Here is a 17,916-nt window from a genome sequence, read left to right on the forward strand (position 1 = left end):
TGTTTTAAAAACGTTCATTAAACTGGCATTATTATAAAATTGACTATCGAGCATTATAAAAGATGTTAATTTGTTTAGTTCAATTAAAATTATAAATAATAAAACAAACGGTTGTCTTATTAAGTCTTTATTTAATTATTATATATAGATATTATAAGTCAATTTATAGTGATTTGAACTTTCAAAAATGAAAGATATAAAATGTCCAATTTCTTTTTTAATGATCGTGCTTCATTAGTGAATGATGCTATTGAAGGTACATTAGTCACAGCTCCCTATAATAATCTTGTGAAACTTGATACTGACCCTTCTATGCGAATTGTGGTTCGTAAAGACTGGGATAAGAAAAAAGTTGCCGTTATTTCGGGGGGGGGATCTGGACATGAGCCTACTCATTTGGGATTTGTCGGTAAAGGGATGTTGACAGCCGCTGTATGTGGCGATTTGTTTGCCTCTCCTTCAGTTGATGCCGTATTGACCGCCATTACAACAGTAACAGGTGAAGCTGGATGTTTATTGGTAATCAAAAATTATACAGGAGATCGTCTAAATTTTGGACTTGCGGCTGAAAAGGCAAAACAGTTAGGCTACAAGGTAGAAGTTGTTATGGTTAAGGATGATATTTCTTTACCTGACAATAAACAGCCACGTGGTATTGCTGGCACTATTTTTGTCCATAAAATGGCCGGTTATGCTGCCGAGACCGGGTATTCTCTTGAGGAAGTTAAAAAATTTGTTGATTATGCAAATAGGCAGATTTTTAGCCTGGGAGTTGCCATGACTGGGTGTGATTTACCCCAGTCCCAAAGTGATGATAAACGAATTCCAGAAGGGTCTATTGAACTGGGTCTTGGTATTCATGGTGAACCAGGCGCCACGACAATTAATACTCAAAATAGTCGTGAAATCATGGATATCATGACGGCAAAAATCAAGGCTTGTATAAATGATTCGGATCGTCTTGCTGTCATGTTGAATAATCTGGGCGGTGTTTCGGTTACAGAAATGGCCATTTTGGCTAAAGAACTTTCATATTCTGCACTTGCTTCAAATATTGACTGGATTGTAGGACCAGACTGGTTTACGACAGCGCTTGACATGAAGGGTTTTTCATTATCAGCCATGGTTTTGGATGACAAGATCGTCAGCGCTTTGACAGCACCTGTTGAAATTACAGGATCTTTTAAGGCTGTTCAACCTGCTAAAATTGTACATATGCCTGTTAATCCTGTTGAAACTAAAGTGCAATTCACACCTTCTGATAATCCAGTTGTGGCACATATTATCGCCGTTGTTACAAAGACATTAATTGATCTTGAAGGAAAATTGAATGATCTGGATGCCAAGGTTGGGGATGGAGATACAGGTTCAACATTTGCTGCAGGGGCAAGAGGTATTGCCGAATTGTTAAATACCAATCAATTACCCCTAAACGATCTGACAAAACTCTGTCTAGTCATTGGTGAAAGACTGGCTGTTGTTATGGGGGGCTCCAGTGGTGTTTTAATGTCGATTTTCTTTACTGCAACAGGTCAAAAAATTGCTGAAGGCTCATCATTTGTTGAAGGTCTTGTATTTGGCTTAAAACAGATGAAACATTATGGTGGGGCTGATCTTGGGGATCGTACGATGATTGATGCGTTACAACCTGCTTTGGAAATATTGCTTAAAGATCAGAACGATTTAAAAGGTGCCGTTCAAGCGGCTGAAAAAGGCGTTGAAAATACGGCAAAAGCAACGAAAGCAAATGCAGGACGTTCATCCTATTTGAACAGTGGTAGTTTGGCGGGAAATCCTGATCCGGGTGCTGTAGCTGTCGCAGGTGTTTTTGCAGCCTTGTCAAAACAGTGTCCAAATAAATAAATTATAAATTATTCTTGAAAAGCTGGCTATGTTATAATAACAAGCTAGCTTTAATTTTTTGATAATGAGAAATCAAATTTTATTGGTCATATACTTCTACTTGATTTAAATGTAATACATTTTCATCATAAAGACTTATTTTGACATATTGGGCGTTAATATTATTCACTCTTATAATTAATGGGTTGCCATCGGCTCCACCAAAAATAATTCCGTCAGGATAATCAGCGACAATTATCCAGTTTTCGTTATCATCAGATACTTCAACTTTTATTTTTGAGGCACGATCTTCAAAGTTTAGACGATTATAAATGATTATGTGTTTAATGTTGATTGTGCGGGGTAATTCCAGTTTCCACCAAGGGTTATATTCTGTTGCAGTATGAAAATTGTAATCTGGACCAATACGTCCATTAACTGCGCCCGCAGCATCTTTGTATATGTCATTGAATTTTGAAAATGCACAAACGGATGATTGTGAAGCTTTACCGCCAAGCGCCCAGTTCACAGCCTCAGGTTTTTTTATCCACCTTTCCTGAAGTGCAATTTCATTGAATTGTTGATAAAAACCCACATTTCCTGTCTTTTTTATTGTATCATGAATATATTGGTAAAAGTCATTGGGCTTAAGATTCTTTAGACCTCTTCTTAATGAAGAACGTGGATTGAAAATTGGATTGATACCATCATGTGTAATGCAACGTTCCACAAAATCTTTGCCTTTGACAGGATGGCATATCGTGCCATGAATGTTAACATATGGATCAAGATAGTAATAACCACTACAAAAATCATATGGTTGTAATTTGCAGAAGTTGCGCAATTCTTCCACAATAGGGTTTTCCATTTCAAAAACAGCTGATGGAATAAATCCCTCACAATATGGCCATATGATGGAATTATCATTATTGTATAGGTGTGAAATCTCCTGTTTTTTCATAAGAAGATGGTCAATTGCCCGGGCGGATAGTGCCAATACCGGTAAAAAACAATATTTAGAATTTTTAAAATAGGGTGTTATCGTATCTTTGAAAACCCAATGATCCGGTATGCTTAAAATGTTGTGGGCAATTAAATCTGTCTGTTTTTTTTCAAGGGATGTTATTAAGGGGTCTAGATTAATATTTATTAAGACATCATTTTCAATCATTATATAATGATTATAGTTAGGCAATGCTTTGCGTAAGGCATATAAAGGATAATCAGCGTTATACCATAAAGTTTTTTGACCGGGAATATTCGGGATATTGAATTCAGAAAAATCAGAGGTATGATCTATTTTAGGAAAATCACCTACATCCAAGATCTCCCTGCTTTCATCAGCAAGAATAACAAAATCAGCTTTGCTAAAAGAACCTTTAAGGCGTCTTGCCATATATTCGATATCATCATTCCAAATATGAGTTCTAAATGCAATAATAACACTCATTGAAAAAACCTTAAAATAAAATATTGAAAGTTAATATATATTTTGTAAGTGTTATTTTGTCTATTTTTATATTAAAAATAAAATTGTGTTATGTTTGTTTATGCAAGATATAAAAAATATTTCTTTAATAGATTTTTTCAGAAATATTTTAATTAAATAATACACGTTCAGGAAGTGATATGAAAAGCGTACTCAAAGAAATAAGACAAAAAAAATATAAATATTCATTAGGTATATTACTCCTTTCAAGTGGTTGTTTTTCTGGGGCAGTTTATGCGCAGGTTGGTAATGGGGTTGATGCCTTAGCATTTGGTGAGGTTGCTCAAGAAACCATGTCTTCAGAACCTGTTGTGGCGTCAAAAGGAATGGTTGTTTCGGCAAGTAATCTTGCTGCAAAAATTGGATCTGAGGTTTTAAAAAATGGCGGAAATGCAGCTGATGCAGCTGTGGCAGTTGCCTATGCAATGGCGGTCACCTATCCTGCCGCTGGAAATTTAGGGGGCGGGGGGTTCCTCACGCTTCGTTTACCAAATGGACAGGCTTATTTTATAGATTTTCGAGAGAAGGCGCCAAAAGCAGCAACTTCCAAAATGTTTGTTGACAGTAATGGAAAGAAAATTCTTAATGCCTCTATATTGGGATGGAAAGCTGTTGCTATTCCGGGAACGGTGGCAGGTATGGAAATGTTGCGTAAACGATGGGGAAGCAAGTCTCGTGCGGAATTAATGGCTCCAGCTATTAAACTTGCGCAAAATGGATATATCCTGACGCAGGAAGATATCGATCTGATGGCGACTTCTTTGTCTGATTTTGCCAAAGATCGCAATGCAGCTAAAATTTTTCTTAAATCAGACGGAAATCCATGGAAAAAAGGGGATATCTTTCGTCAAAAAGATTTGGCAGATACCTTGCAAACTATTTCAAAGCATGGGGAAGATGTTTTCTATCATGGTTCAATTGCAAAAAAAATAGTTGATGCCAGTAAAAAGCATGGTGGAATATTGTCCTTGAAAGATTTTGAAAATTATCATCCACGAATGATGCTGCCATTAACCTGTTCTTATCGAGGTTATCATATTGATACAGCCCCGCCTCCAAGTGGTGGGGGAATAGCTTTGTGCGAAATGTTAAATATTTTATCCGGTTATGATTTACATAAAATGGGTCTTCAGACAGTTCCTGCGGTGGAAAGACAGGTTGAAGCAATGCGTCGGGCCTATTCAGATCGGAGAGATTTGGGGGATCCAGAATTTGTTGATAATCCTGTAAAACACCTGAATGATCCCGATTATGCAGAAAAAATACGCAAAAGCTTGACCTTTAAAAAAGCGGTTAATTCCTCTGATTTGGTTCCAGGAAAGGTTACCGAGGCAACATCGTTGAATAAGAAGGAAAGAAAAGCATTATTATCACATGAAAGGAATGAAACGACGCATTTTTCTGTGATTGACAAGGATGGCATGGCGGTTTCATTAACCTATACGCTTAATGGCTGGTATGGAGCGAGGGTTGTTGCTGGCAATACCGGTATAATTATGAATGACGAAATGGATGATTTTACCACGGTGCCAGGTGAAGCAAATATGTATGGAATAATCGGGGGTAAGGCTAATGAAATTGCCCCGGGGAAAACGCCCTTATCTTCAATGACACCAACAATAGTTTCCAAAGACAATAAGGTCTTTATGGTTATAGGCAGCCCTGGGGGGTCAAGAATTCCCACTATTATTCTTTCTGTAATAACAGGTGTCATTGATTACAAAATGAATATTCAGCAGGCGATTAATCTCCCCCGTATACATGAACAATGGCAGCCTCAGGGAATTCAGCTTGAACATAATGCGTTAAGCGGTCAAGTTCGTAAAATTTTAAAAAGAAAAAACTATCCCTTGGATCTTTACTCTACTTGGGGAATTGCCGAAGGGATTCTTGTTGAACAGGATAAAAACGGTAAGACTGTTTATTATGGCGGGGTGGATTATCGTCATGCTGGCGGGGGAGCTATAGGATATTAATTTTTGATTATTCATATGAAAAATAATTTTTTTGAAAAATCAAAAAAAACACTTGCCAATTTTTTTTAATTTGTAATAGAAAGAAACTGGAAAGCTTGGGTGGACGAACACCTTGTGAACTCGGTCAGGTCCGGAAGGAAGCAGCCATCACGAGTATCGTTTGGGTCATTCAAGCTTTCCCTGGATTTAAGACAAATAAATTAGAATCTCAGGTAATTTAGTGGTATAATCAAAATTCGCAAAAACTGGTTTTATCATATTTTCTGGAATGGTTGTTAATGAAAGATATTCCGGACGAACAATTACCCGCCCCAGATATTGAGCCCGCTGGATTATTTGAATCCTTATCGAGCGATGATTCTGAGACCAAATCCTCATCTGATGAAAAGTCCTATCGTGTCTTGGCACGAAAATATAGACCCCAGGATTTCAAGGATTTGATCGGTCAAGAAACAATGGTACGCACTCTGCGTAATGCTTTTGCAATGGGTAGAGTTGCTCATGCTTTTATGCTTACGGGAGTTAGGGGAGTTGGCAAAACAACAACCGCCCGTATTATCGCGCGTGCATTAAATTGTATAGGGGTTGATGGTCAGGGTGGACCTACGGCAGATCCCTGTGGTGTTTGTCCAAATTGCAAGGCAATTTTGGCAGATCGGCATCCTGATGTATTGGAGATTGATGCAGCTTCTCATACGGGTGTTGATGATGTAAGGGAAATTATAGACGGTTCACGTTTCCGTCCCATTCAGGCCAGGATGAAGGTTTATATCATTGATGAAGTTCATATGTTATCGCGTAATGCGTTTAATGCATTGTTGAAAACACTCGAGGAGCCACCTGACCAGGTTACATTCATTTTTGCGACAACTGAAATTCGCAAGGTTCCCGTAACGGTATTATCACGTTGTCAAAGGTTTGATCTGCGACGTGTCCCGCAGGATCAGCTAAGTCAATTTTTTCAAAAAATTTCAAATCGGGAAAAAGTAAACATATCTGAAGAGGCTATTCATTTGATTGCACGTGCAGCTGATGGATCGGTCCGGGATGGTTTATCCTTGTTAGATCAGGCTATTGCACTTGGCCGTGCCACTATCCCTGATCAGCCAGAAAATGATAAGCGGGATCATGAAATAACGGCTGAAGCTGTTTCAGGCATGTTGGGTTTTGCGGATAAAACCCTAATATTCGATTTACTTGAAGCGGCTATGTCAGGAAAAGCTGATCAGGTTCTAAGCTTGACTGAACAGGCTTATGCAGGCGGCGTTGACCTAGGTGTGTTATTATCCGATCTTCTGGAACTAATTCATCTTCTTTCAAGAATGAAATCATTGCCAAATCTGCGAAATGGTTCTGAATTATCAGAACTTGAACGAAATCGTGGTGGTCATATGGCTTCCATGCTTTCCATACCCGTATTGGGTCGCGCATGGCAAATGCTGCTTAAAGGGATCAAGGAGGTTGATATGGCTCCCAATCGTAAGGCAGCAGCTGAAATGATTTTGATTCGTTTATGTTTTATAGCCGATTTACCCACTCCTGGTGAAATAATCGATCATTTATCCAATTCCCCGGAACAGAAGTCAGACCAATATTCTCATCATTCCTCATTATCATCTTCAGATATGCAATCATCAAAGCCAATGTCATTGGTATCTGTATCAAAAGAGGGTGGCAATTTTCATGGATATGGTAAAACTTATGCCTCAAATTCTTTGATACAACCAAAATCTGAAGTCCTGTCATTACCTAAACAAAATCCCGAGATCGAAAACCCCAAAATTTTATGGAACAGTTGGCGGGAAATCATATCTTTTGTAAAGCAGCAACAGGCTGCAATTTTGCATGCCCATTTACGTAACGCGGTTCATCTGGTTAAATTCGCACCACCAATGATTGAAATAAGAATTGAAGATAGGGCTCCCGCAAATCTGCCCCAACAATTATCAAGATTGTTGAATGAACATTCAGGGTTGCGATGGACAATTGTTCTTTCCCAGCAAAAGGGTGAACCAACCTTGATGGAACAGGAATCTTTACAGGTTCAGGCCGATTTTGACAAAGTTGCATCTGAACCAATCGTAAAAGAAATTATGCGTATATTTCCTGGGGCTGTTGTTAATAAGGTTATCAATCCACATCTTGATGAATATGGTCTATTTCCAGAACACAATTCATTTACAGACAGGGATGAGCAAAGTATGTCAGATCTTGAAACTGAAAAAAATCAGCAATGATAGATGATTTTGACGAATTGACATATAATTAGTCCCAAAATTAAATTTTGAAAGAGAATTGAATGAAAAATTTTGCCAATCTTATGAAACAAGCTTCTCAAATGCAAAGCAAGATGACCGAGATGCAAGAAAAGCTTGCCACCATTACAATTGAGGGTGTTTCAGGGGCCGGTATGGTAACTGTAACATTGGGTGGAAAAGGTGACATGAAATTTATAAAAATCGACCCCAAATTGGCTGATCCAGCTGAAATGGAAATGTTGCAGGATCTTATTGTTGCAGCTTACAGTGATGCACGTAGGCGACTTGATGAAACAACACAGGAGGAAATGCAGAAAGTTACCGGGGGAATAAATCTTCCTGAAGGTTTAAAATTTCCTTTCTAATTGACCAGAAGTTATCTTGTGAATATGGGTAATAAAGGTAATTTTTTGTTTGTTAATTATCTTGGTAAGAAGAGGGTATCGTGGGTGGTGGTCCGGAAATTGAACGGCTAATTTCTTTATTTGGTAAATTACCTGGTTTTGGACCACGTTCGGCGCGTCGTGCTGTTTTGTCATTACTAAAACAGCCACATTCCCGTATGATTCCCTTGGCAAACGCGTTAGAACAGGCAGCCAAGATGGTGAAAACCTGTTCTTCTTGTGGTAATTTGGATAGCAGTGACCCATGCCAGATCTGTAATGATTTAAATCGTAATCGTGAATTGATTTGTATCGTTGAGACAGTTGGGGATTTATGGGCACTGGAAAAAACCGGGGCGTTCAGGGGCTATTATCAGGTGTTGGGCGGCACCTTATCCCCCTTGGCTGGGGTAGGGCCAGAGGATTTAAATCTAGCGCCTCTTTTAAAACGGTTGAAGCGCAATGAGGTCAAAGAAATTATTCTTGCACTTGGTGCTACGGTTGAGGGTGTAACAACTATGCATTGGCTATATGATCAATTGTTACCCTGGCATGTAAAAATTACCCGTGTTGGTCAAGGCATTCCAATGGGTGGCTCACTGGAAATTCTTGATGAAGGAACCCTGACAGCGGCTTTGACCGCCAGACGTCCAGCTTAGTTATGCAAATTCGTAATTTTTTACTGCAAAAATCATGTTGTTTATGATAATAAGTTGCATCTTTACAAAATAAAGGAAAGTTCTGTGTCCAATCAAGGGAGATCAACTAATTTTTTCCCAGTTTCTGATTCACTCCCTAAAGTTGCTTTTATTACGGGGGCGACCGTAAGGTTAGGGCGTGAAATTGCTTTAACCTTGGCAAGATTTGGATTTGATATTGTTTTACATGCCCGTAAGCGCACTCAAGAAGCTGAAACATTGATAGAGGAAATTCGGCAGCTTGGGAGAAATGTAATTCTACTGACAGCCGATCTTTCCGATGCTGATCAGGTTAAACGCTTGATTGAACTGGCAGTAGATCAATTGGGATCAATGGGTATTCTGATTAATAATGCAAGTGTATTTGAGCGCGATGAATGGGATAGTGTAACCCTGCAATCCTGGCAAGAACATTTAATGCCCAATTTATGGGCCCCTTTTCAGTTAATTCAGGATTTTGCAAAATTATTACCGAAGCAATCTAGTGGATGTGTTATTAATTTGCTTGATCAACGTGTATGGTCTCTAACACCACATTTTGTCAGTTATACAGTTTCCAAATCCGCATTATGGACATTAACACAAACAATGGCCCTAGCATTGGCACATAAATCAATTCGAGTCAATGCTGTTGGACCCGGTCCAGCAATGGCCCATAAACGTCAAACCGCCGAACAATTTGCCAATCAATGCAAATCTGTTCCGTTGCAGCGTGGCACGTCTGCACAGGAAGTGGCTCGAGCGGTACTAAGCTTGATATGTTTACCCTCTGTGACGGGACAGATGATCGCTTTGGATGGAGGGCAACATTTACAGTGGTCACCGACATTAATGCCAGATAAAAACGAGTAAAACAGGATTTATTTATGAATTTTTCCCTAGTATGGTCAGGGCATTATGACATACCCTTACGTCGTATTTTTATTCGTGACTTAATTTTGATGGCACGTATAGGTGTTTATGATTTTGAACAGGAAAATACTCAACGTATTCAATTGAATATTTCCATTGGAATTCAGGAAGAAAAAGGCGTTGGTCCAGACATTTTATCCCGGACGGTATCCTATGCGGATATTGTTGATGATGTAAAAGACACTGTTCTTCAGACCCATTTTCATTTGGTCGAAACGTTGGCTGAGACCTTGGCTGATCGTATATTGAAGGATGAGAGGATTCAGGTTGTTCGCGTCATGATTGAAAAACTGGATATTATTCCGGAGACAGCTGGGGTCGGCGTTGAAATTGAACGATGGAATAGATAAAGTAAGTTATTAATACCAGAAAATTTGCAAAATACTTTTTTATCTTTAATTGATTAAATACAAATTTATTAAAATTCAAGTTTGTTATGATATCAAATGCGATTTAAATGGAAAGACTGGTTCAATGTATTTATAACCAGAAAAGAGGAATTCATTATGAATTCCTGTATCATTTTTAAGAATCGTTATCGTCGTCGTTATTTTTAATTGCTTCTATTTCAGAGCCGATAGCATCAACATCGTCCTCAAGATCTGAAGCATCCTCAATTACATCATCGACATCAGCATCTGAATTTTCCAGATCATCAGTATCAATCATGGTATCGATTTCTTTTTCTTCGTCCAGATTGCCGCTTCCTTCAATTTGACGATGACGAGGTAGTTCAATGGGTTGTTCAGTGCCACATTTTGGGCATACAGGTAACATTTTGTTTAAATCATAAAAACGAGTCCCACAAGCACAACATGTTCTTTTAATACCCAATTCTAGCTTGACCATTTATGTATCCTGTTCTCTGATCGAAAAAATAAAACATAAATATGGCGAAATGCCAGTTTATTGTCTTATTGTCAAATGATAAAATACGATTTGTTGATTTAAATCAAAAGTTTTTTTGTTTTTATACTCTATTTGTTAAATTGGAAAATAAAATTATGACAGTTACTCACTCAAAACAACCACTTGTTGTTTCTTTTTTACAACAGCCTTTGAAAGGTAAAGTGAATGTTCCAGGTGACAAATCAATCAGCCATCGTGCTCTAATGTTATCGGCTCTGGCAAATGGAGAAACAAAAATCACGGGATTGCTTGAGGGTGAGGATGTTATGCAAACCGCTCAGGTCATGCGTGCTTTGGGAGCAATTATTTATCAAAAGGCACCCGGTGAATGGCACGTTATAGGCAAGGGGGTTGGATATCTGAATGAGCCCGATGATGTTTTGAATATGGGAAATTCCGGAACGTCGGCGCGGTTGTTGAGTGGGATTTTATCAACACATAATATTTTCAGCGTTATGACAGGTGATTGCAGTTTGAGAAAACGCCCCATGAGAAGAGTTATAGAACCCTTGAGCCAGACTGGTGCCCAGTTTATTACGCGCAATGAAGGACGTTTGCCTATGGCGATCAAGGGAGTGGAAAAGGCTAATCCCGTTACATACCGGTTACCTGTTGCGTCTGCCCAGGTAAAATCCGCCATTTTGTTGGCGGGTCTAAATGCTAATGGCATGACAATTGTAGAAGAACCGATTGCAACAAGAGATCATACAGAAAATATGTTGAATCATTTTGGGGTAAAGGTTGATATTAGCACCTTAGCTGAAAAAGGTCGCAAAATCTGTTTGCAAGGCCCAACAAAACTAGTGGCTAAAGATGTTAATGTTCCAGGTGATCCATCCTCTGCTGCATTTTTGATGGTAGCTGGCTTGATTATTTCCGGATCAGAAATACTGATAGAGAATGTCGGACTTAATCCTTTGAGAACCGGGATAATTGAAGCGTTGAAAATGATGGGAGCAAATTTGCAGATATCTAATAAGCGTAAGGAAGGTGGTGAAATAACGGGTGATATCATTGTTAAAAACACGACATTAAAGGGTGTTGATCTTCCGGCTTCAATTGTCCCATCCATGATAGATGAATTTCCAATTCTATCGGTTGCTGCTGCGTATGCCAAAGGCGAGAGCCGTTTTAGAGGATTGGCAGAATTACGGGTTAAGGAAAGTGATCGGTTTAATAGCATCATAAACATGTTGCGGAAAAATGGTGTTTCTGTTGAATCTCACGGAGATGATATGATTATTGAGGGTACCTTTGGTAATATTCCAGGGGGAGGCGAGGTTGAAACCCATATGGATCATCGATTGGCAATGAGCGCTTCAATCTTGGGATTAGTTGCAAAAAAAATGATAATTATCGATGATATTCGTTTTATACGCACCAGTTTTCCTGGATATTTTGAATTGATGAATTCACTGGGATGTGGATTTCAAATATAAAATATAATTATAACTTAATATAAAGGCTAATAAATATTCATTATGGATAAAAATATAATTATAGCAATCGATGGACCTTCAGGAGTGGGAAAGGGAACATTGGCCAAGTCAGTAGCTGATTATTTTCATTTACCTTATCTTGATACGGGATTGCTTTATCGGGCAGTTGGTAGAAAAATGCTGGATGCAGGTGAAAAACCAGATTCCAAATCTGTCTTGGCTTTTGCTGAAAATCTTCAAGAAAAAGATTGGTTAAGAAATGATCTGCGTATACCTGAAGTGGATAAAGCGGCCAGCCAGGTTGCTGCCAATCCAAAAATCAGAGCCGCTTTATTAAATGTTCAACGCAATTTCGCCATGTTAAGAGGCGGGGTTATGGATGGTCGGGATATTGGAACGGTCATTTTTCCTTCCGCTGATTTTAAATTTTATCTTACGGCCTCACCAAGGATACGGGCAGAAAGACGCTGGTTGCAATTTGCGAATTCTTCAAAAGCGGAAAATAAAGAACAGCAGATTAACAAAATAGAGATGGATTTGAAAACCAGGGATGAAATGGATTCGTCTCGAGAAGTAGCTCCGTTAAAACCTGCAGAGGATGCTATTGTAATTGATACAGATCATTTGACAGCTCTGGAGGTTCTAGAAAAAGTGGTTAATAAAGTAAAAAGACATAATAATTGTTAAAGAGATAAGAAATTTAAATTTATCTTTAATAAATTATTGAAAAAAAAGTAACTTCCTTATATGCTCCCCTCTATTCTTAAAGAATAGAATAAATTATTTTTTCGTTGAAATTGTTTCATGAATTCAATCGTGAAAAAGTCGTATTTTTATAAATAGATTCATTCTATTTTGGAAACGCGCAAATTAAAGTCTGTATATAAAAGGCAATATTTGTCTTTAAATGTGACTGGGATTACAGAAACTCATGGCTGCAGCCACCACACAAACCCCTAATGATTATTTTGGTGGGGAAGATTTTGCTACGCTTTTAGATGAAACCCTTGGACAAGATATTGGGTTCGAAGGCTCCGTTGTTGTAGGTAAAATTGTTCGTTTAACGGATGATTATGCGATCGTTGATGTCGGTTTAAAAAGTGAAGGACGTGTTCCTTTAAAAGAATTCGCACCTGCGGGTGTAAAGGCAGAAGTTAAACCAGGCGATATGGTTGAACTTTATGTGGAACGTTACGAGGATCGTGACGGTTCAATTCTGCTTTCACGTGAAAAGGCACGTCGTGAAGAGGCATGGTCTGCTCTTGAAAAAGCATTTGAAAATAATCAACGCATAAACGGAACCATTTTCGGTCGTGTCAAAGGTGGATTTACTGTTGATTTAGGTGGGGCAATGGCTTTCTTACCTGGATCACAAGTTGATATTCGTCCTATCCGTGACATCAACCCCATGATTGGTGTGGCACAGCCTTTCCAAATTTTGAAAATGGATCGTGCCCGTGGGAATATTGTTGTTTCTCGTCGTGCGGTATTGGAGGAAACACGTGCTGAACAACGCAGCGAGTTGATACAAGGATTAAAAGAGGGCATGATTCTGGATGGTGTCGTAAAGAACATCACGGATTATGGTGCCTTTGTTGATTTGGGTGGTGTTGACGGATTATTGCATGTCACGGATATAGCCTGGAAACGTGTCAATCATCCAGCTGAAGCTTTACAGATTGGTCAGCCGGTACGTGTTCAGGTTATTCGTTTCAATCCTGAAACTCATCGTATTTCATTGGGTATGAAACAGCTTGAAGCTGATCCATGGGAAAATGTCACAACAAAATATCCTGTTGGCTCACGATTTACTGGTCGCGTTACAAACATCACGGATTATGGTGCTTTTGTTGAATTGGAACCTGGAGTCGAGGGGCTTGTTCATATTTCCGAAATGTCTTGGACAAAGAAAAATGTTCATCCCGGCAAAATTGTATCAACATCTCAGGAAGTTGATATTGTTGTATTGGATGTTGACAGTTCAAAACGTCGTATTTCATTAGGTCTTAAACAGGTTCAACCAAATCCTTGGCAACAGTTTGCTGATACACATCAGGTTGGTTCTGAAATTGAAGGTGAAATCCGCAATATCACCGAATTCGGTCTGTTTATCGGTCTATCAGCCGATATTGATGGTATGGTTCATATGTCTGATCTTTCATGGGATGAACCTGGTGAAGTTGCTATTACTCACTTTAAAAAAGGTGACGTTGTTAAAGCAAAAGTACTTGATGTGGATGTTGAAAAAGAACGTATTTCATTGGGTATCAAACAGTTAAGTGAAGATTCTGTTGCAGATGCACTTGCAAAAGTCAACAAGGGCAGTATTGTTACATGTACCATCACCGGTATTCAACAAAATGGTATTGATGTAAGTGTTAATGACATTTTAAGTGGTTTCATACGACGTACCGAACTTTCTCGTGACAAGGCGGAACAACGTCCGGAACGTTTTAACGTCGGTGATCGTGTAGATGCCAAGGTTGTTTCAATTGATAAAAATGCACGTCGTTTAACCTTAACGATTAAAGGACGTGAAGTTGAAGAGGATAAACAGGCTATTTCTGATTATGGGTCTTCAGATAGTGGCGCTTCCTTGGGAGACATTCTTGGAGCAGCTTTCCGACGACGGAACGAAAACGAGCCGGATGTAGAATAGGATTTTTATATTTTTAACTTTTAAAAAACAGGCTTTGTAAAAAGTCTGTTTTTTTTATTGATACAATTTATTCTTTTAATGAAAACTGTTAAAAGATAATTTTTATAATTTTAAAATATAATTCAAATTGGTTGTGATTACGCAATCTTTTGTAGTATATCGTATATAAATTATATTTTTACTAAAATCATAGATTTTGTTACTTTTTCTAATTAATTAAGAATTATTAAGTATTTATCATGGCAGTCATTTACAATACAAATTATACGCATAACTCTAATTCTTACTTAACTCTTGCTGTTTTTTGGGCAGCAAAAAAACTATGGGGGGAAGATAATGTTGTTGTAGTTGATAATATGGATATCTTGTCAGTTGCAGCAAGTGGAGAACATGAAGTTATTATTTGTATTGATGGACAGCGAACTGATTATGAATTGATGAAAAGGCTTAGACCGTGTTTTAAAACCATGATTTTCTGGGCTTTTGAAGATCCCTTCATGTTGGATTTCAATGTTCAGGTAACGACTATTTTTGATTATGTGTTTACAAACGACCCTATTTGCGTGAAGGCCTATCAAACAGAAGCATTTTATTTACCTTTGGCTGCAAGTGATCAAATTCATTATCGTAAAGTGAAAGAAACTGATGCGCTGGATTATGATATATGTTTTGCGGGGACAATGTGGCCAAACCGTGTTGATATTTTGCGTCGTGTTATAATTGCCTTTCCCCAGGCACGGTATAAATTGATTTGTCCTGGAAATGAATATTTGCCACCTTTGCCAGCTGATTTGAGTGAAAGGGTTATACATAGACCTGTAAGTATTGAAGCGTTTACTGATTTTGCCAATGCAAGTAAAGTTACCTTAACAATGTTTCGCAATTATGCCAGTCATGGAGATATAGGGCAGGCAACTGCACCTGGTCCACGTCTATATGAATTGGGTTTGGCTGGTACAGCACAGATTGTGGAATTGCCAGCAGGTATGAATGAGAAATATTTAAAAGAGATTAATGGCGTTGCTATTGCCCATAATACTGAAGAAATCATTAAACAGATCGCAGAGGTGATTGAAAAAAAGAATATCAGAAAGAAAATGGCGATTTCCTCCCAGCAATCTGTAATGAAATCACATTTGTATCAAAATCGTCTGAAAGTTATTGAAGATGTGACTCAGGCGGATTTTTCTTTAAAGAAAAAAGAGAAAAAAATTATTGTTGAATCTCAGTTTAAAAAAAAATTGAAGGTCTTATTTGTCACGCATTCCACTATTCGTGAACAAGTATGGGGTGGCATTGAAGTATATCAGCAGATTATTTCTTTTGGACTAGTAAAAGATGTGGAATTTTATTATTGGCTTCGTCGAAGAGGTGCATGTACGCTAACAGATTCTAATGGTCAAGAATTGGAACGGTTTGACATGCCAGATGTGGGCTGGTTGGATTCCATGAATGATGCCGGGGAAGAAACTGCCTTTTCGAATGTAATTAATCAATATGGATTTGATGTGGTCCACATTCAGCATTTAGGCCATCACACTCTTTCCTTACCGATTATAGCCAAGGCTTGCGGTGTTGGAACGGTTTTTTCTTTTCATGATTTTCTGGCGGTTTGTTCTCATTATAATCTTTTGAATTACGAACAACGTTACTGTCGTATTGAAGAAAATAAAGATGTTGGAACTTGTGATGTTTGCCTTAAAATTTCTGAAAAGCTGGATTTTGGTGTGCAACAGACACGACGTGCATTTGTTGGAAAAGTCATGAAATCCATTGATGCGTTTTTATATGGAACACAACATTCGTTTGATGTGGCAAAATATATTTATCCTGTTGTGGAAAGTAAAAAAAATTATATTCTTGGTATCCCTTCGCCAGACACAACAATACCTTTGATAAAAAAAGAGTTCAAACCCCTGGAAGGCAGAAAACTGAAAGTTGCGACTGTTGGTAATTTTATCCGTTCAAAGGGTGCAGATACGATTTTATCCATATTACAGACTGCCAATCCAAATTTGTATGAATTTCATATTTTTGGATATATGCAGCCTGACTATGAATCTGTCCTAAAAGATTTGAAACTTGATAATATTATATTGCATGGTTCATATGGATTGGGTGAAGTTTCGGCATTGCAGGTAGCAGATGTAGCCCTGATATTGTCAATATGGCCCGAAACATATTGTATATCGCTTTCTGAAGTTTGGCAGAATGGGTTAATTCCCATTGTGACAGATGTTGGTGCGTTAAAAGATCGTGTGCAGGATGGAATTAATGGATTTACGGTTCCCATCGGGGATGTGAATCTGGTTATTGATCGATTGGAACTGATACGTTCGGATGAAATATTGCGTCAGAAGCTTATCAATAACATTTCACCTGATTTATGGGTCAATTCAAAAGATTATGCTGAAAAATTATTGCAAGTTTACGATGAAGTCGTTCCTATAAATATGTTGGGTAACAGCGGGTTGCGATGGGATATAGGGCGACTTCATTATATTCCACATGCATCTTGGAAAGAGCAGGCACCACCTCGTCATATTTTTGATGCGCCCACAAGTAGCAGTCTTTATATCGAGCTTCCACAGGAAATTGAAGATTGGGCAGTTGTACAGGGAGCACATTTTTATATTGATGATATCTGTTATCATATTCTTAATGTCGATGATGACAGCAAATTTAAAGAGGCAGATGAATTCCATATTCGTGGATGGTTTATTTATCCTGATATGTCCAATGCAGGAAATTTGTATACGGTTTTGATTCATCAGGATAGTGATTTGACAATTTTCTTAAAATGCGATCGAGAAAGTCGGGAGGATGTGGCATCTAATTTTGTTAATGCTCCTGTACGAAATGGATTTTCGTGTAAATCAGCATTGAGAGGAAAATGGTGTGAGGGCCGTTTCAGAATTGGCTTGATTAATGTTGTCAATGGAATAGCGGCATTTCAACTGGCTGGTTACGAAATAAAGGTTAACGCCGGAAAAGTTGTTAAAATCTATAATGAATTTCATGATAATCAGGTTATATTAGATGATTTTCTGCGTATTACTGAAAAAGATGGTATTATGCGTGGAATAAAATTAAGTGATATTTCTGAAAATAGATTGTTTCATAAAAATTTAGGTAAACTAGAATATTATATTCAAAATTTATCTACGGATGTTAATCCGGAAAATGAAAAAGCAGGGAATTTGCTTAAAATTTCCGGATGGGCCTTTGATCGCACAACAAGTAAGGCAGGGCAGATATATCTTGCCTTTGTTAATGAATCTTTTAAAAACTGTTTTTTTGTTGCCACATCAAGATTTATTCGTCATGAAACAATTTCAGTTTTTCAAAATG

The 17,916-nt window shown here is 38.1% G+C and carries 13 protein-coding genes and 1 other RNA gene; 12 read left to right on the plus strand and 2 right to left on the minus strand.

What is annotated here, in order from left to right:
* The first annotated feature begins 201 nt into the window (after positions 1 to 201).
* Positions 202 to 1,863, plus strand: coding sequence for a dihydroxyacetone kinase subunit DhaK (locus U0839_RS05865; RefSeq protein ID WP_155565170.1), 1,662 nt, complete (start codon positions 202 to 204; stop codon positions 1,861 to 1,863).
* 79 nt (positions 1,864 to 1,942) lie between these two features.
* Here the strand turns inward: U0839_RS05865 and U0839_RS05870 are convergent, their stop codons facing one another.
* Positions 1,943 to 3,292, minus strand: a complete 1,350-nt coding sequence (locus U0839_RS05870) for a discoidin domain-containing protein (protein ID WP_155565171.1) — start codon at positions 3,290 to 3,292, stop codon at positions 1,943 to 1,945.
* Positions 3,293 to 3,471: 179 nt separating this feature from the next.
* Here U0839_RS05870 and ggt point away from each other — a divergent pair, with 179 nt between their 5' ends.
* The 7 genes from ggt (at position 3,472) to folB (ending at position 9,908) form a co-directional block, all read left to right on the plus strand.
* Positions 3,472 to 5,307, plus strand: coding sequence for a gamma-glutamyltransferase (ggt, locus tag U0839_RS05875; protein ID WP_155565172.1), 1,836 nt, complete (start codon positions 3,472 to 3,474; stop codon positions 5,305 to 5,307).
* An 88-nt stretch (positions 5,308 to 5,395) separates the two neighbouring features.
* Positions 5,396 to 5,490: signal recognition particle sRNA small type (ffs, locus tag U0839_RS05880), an RNA gene on the plus strand.
* A gap of 95 nt (positions 5,491 to 5,585) precedes the next feature.
* The gene (locus U0839_RS05885) at positions 5,586 to 7,544 is read left to right on the plus strand and encodes a DNA polymerase III subunit gamma/tau (RefSeq protein WP_155565173.1); all 1,959 of its coding nucleotides are present in this window, start codon (positions 5,586 to 5,588) and stop codon (positions 7,542 to 7,544) included.
* 62 nt (positions 7,545 to 7,606) lie between these two features.
* On the plus strand, positions 7,607 to 7,930 hold the full coding sequence (locus tag U0839_RS05890; protein ID WP_155565174.1) for a YbaB/EbfC family nucleoid-associated protein: 324 nt from the start codon (positions 7,607 to 7,609) through the stop codon (positions 7,928 to 7,930).
* An 80-nt stretch (positions 7,931 to 8,010) separates the two neighbouring features.
* Positions 8,011 to 8,607 carry a recombination mediator RecR gene (gene recR, locus U0839_RS05895; RefSeq protein WP_413550281.1) on the plus strand — a complete coding sequence of 199 codons (597 nt, stop codon included), beginning with the start codon at positions 8,011 to 8,013 and terminating at the stop codon, positions 8,605 to 8,607.
* A gap of 84 nt (positions 8,608 to 8,691) precedes the next feature.
* Entirely contained in the window at positions 8,692 to 9,498 is an 807-nt protein-coding gene (locus tag U0839_RS05900) for an SDR family oxidoreductase (RefSeq protein ID WP_370533582.1), read from the plus strand.
* 14 nt (positions 9,499 to 9,512) lie between these two features.
* Positions 9,513 to 9,908, plus strand: a complete 396-nt coding sequence (gene folB, locus U0839_RS05905; RefSeq protein WP_155565176.1) for a dihydroneopterin aldolase — start codon at positions 9,513 to 9,515, stop codon at positions 9,906 to 9,908.
* A 175-nt stretch (positions 9,909 to 10,083) separates the two neighbouring features.
* Here the strand turns inward: folB and U0839_RS05910 are convergent, their stop codons facing one another.
* Complete coding sequence (locus U0839_RS05910; RefSeq protein ID WP_122123317.1) at positions 10,084 to 10,407, minus strand: TIGR02300 family protein; 324 nt, start codon at positions 10,405 to 10,407, stop codon at positions 10,084 to 10,086.
* A gap of 155 nt (positions 10,408 to 10,562) precedes the next feature.
* Between U0839_RS05910 and aroA the strand changes: the two genes are divergently transcribed.
* The 4 genes from aroA to U0839_RS05930 form a co-directional block, all read left to right on the plus strand.
* Positions 10,563 to 11,906: a 3-phosphoshikimate 1-carboxyvinyltransferase gene (gene aroA / locus U0839_RS05915; protein WP_155565177.1), complete on the plus strand. Its 1,344-nt coding sequence runs from the start codon at positions 10,563 to 10,565 to the stop codon at positions 11,904 to 11,906.
* A gap of 42 nt (positions 11,907 to 11,948) precedes the next feature.
* Positions 11,949 to 12,593, plus strand: a complete 645-nt coding sequence (gene cmk, locus U0839_RS05920; RefSeq protein WP_155565178.1) for a (d)CMP kinase — start codon at positions 11,949 to 11,951, stop codon at positions 12,591 to 12,593.
* A 244-nt stretch (positions 12,594 to 12,837) separates the two neighbouring features.
* Complete coding sequence (gene rpsA / locus U0839_RS05925; protein ID WP_413550282.1) at positions 12,838 to 14,565, plus strand: 30S ribosomal protein S1; 1,728 nt, start codon at positions 12,838 to 12,840, stop codon at positions 14,563 to 14,565.
* Between the two features lie 239 nt (positions 14,566 to 14,804).
* Positions 14,805 to 17,916 (plus strand): glycosyltransferase (locus U0839_RS05930; RefSeq protein ID WP_413550283.1); only part of this gene is annotated, 3,112 nt, incomplete at its 3' end.

The sequence above is a fragment of the Commensalibacter sp. A3DC genome, from assembly GCF_047307945.1.
Lineage (GTDB): Bacteria > Pseudomonadota > Alphaproteobacteria > Acetobacterales > Acetobacteraceae > Commensalibacter > Commensalibacter melissae.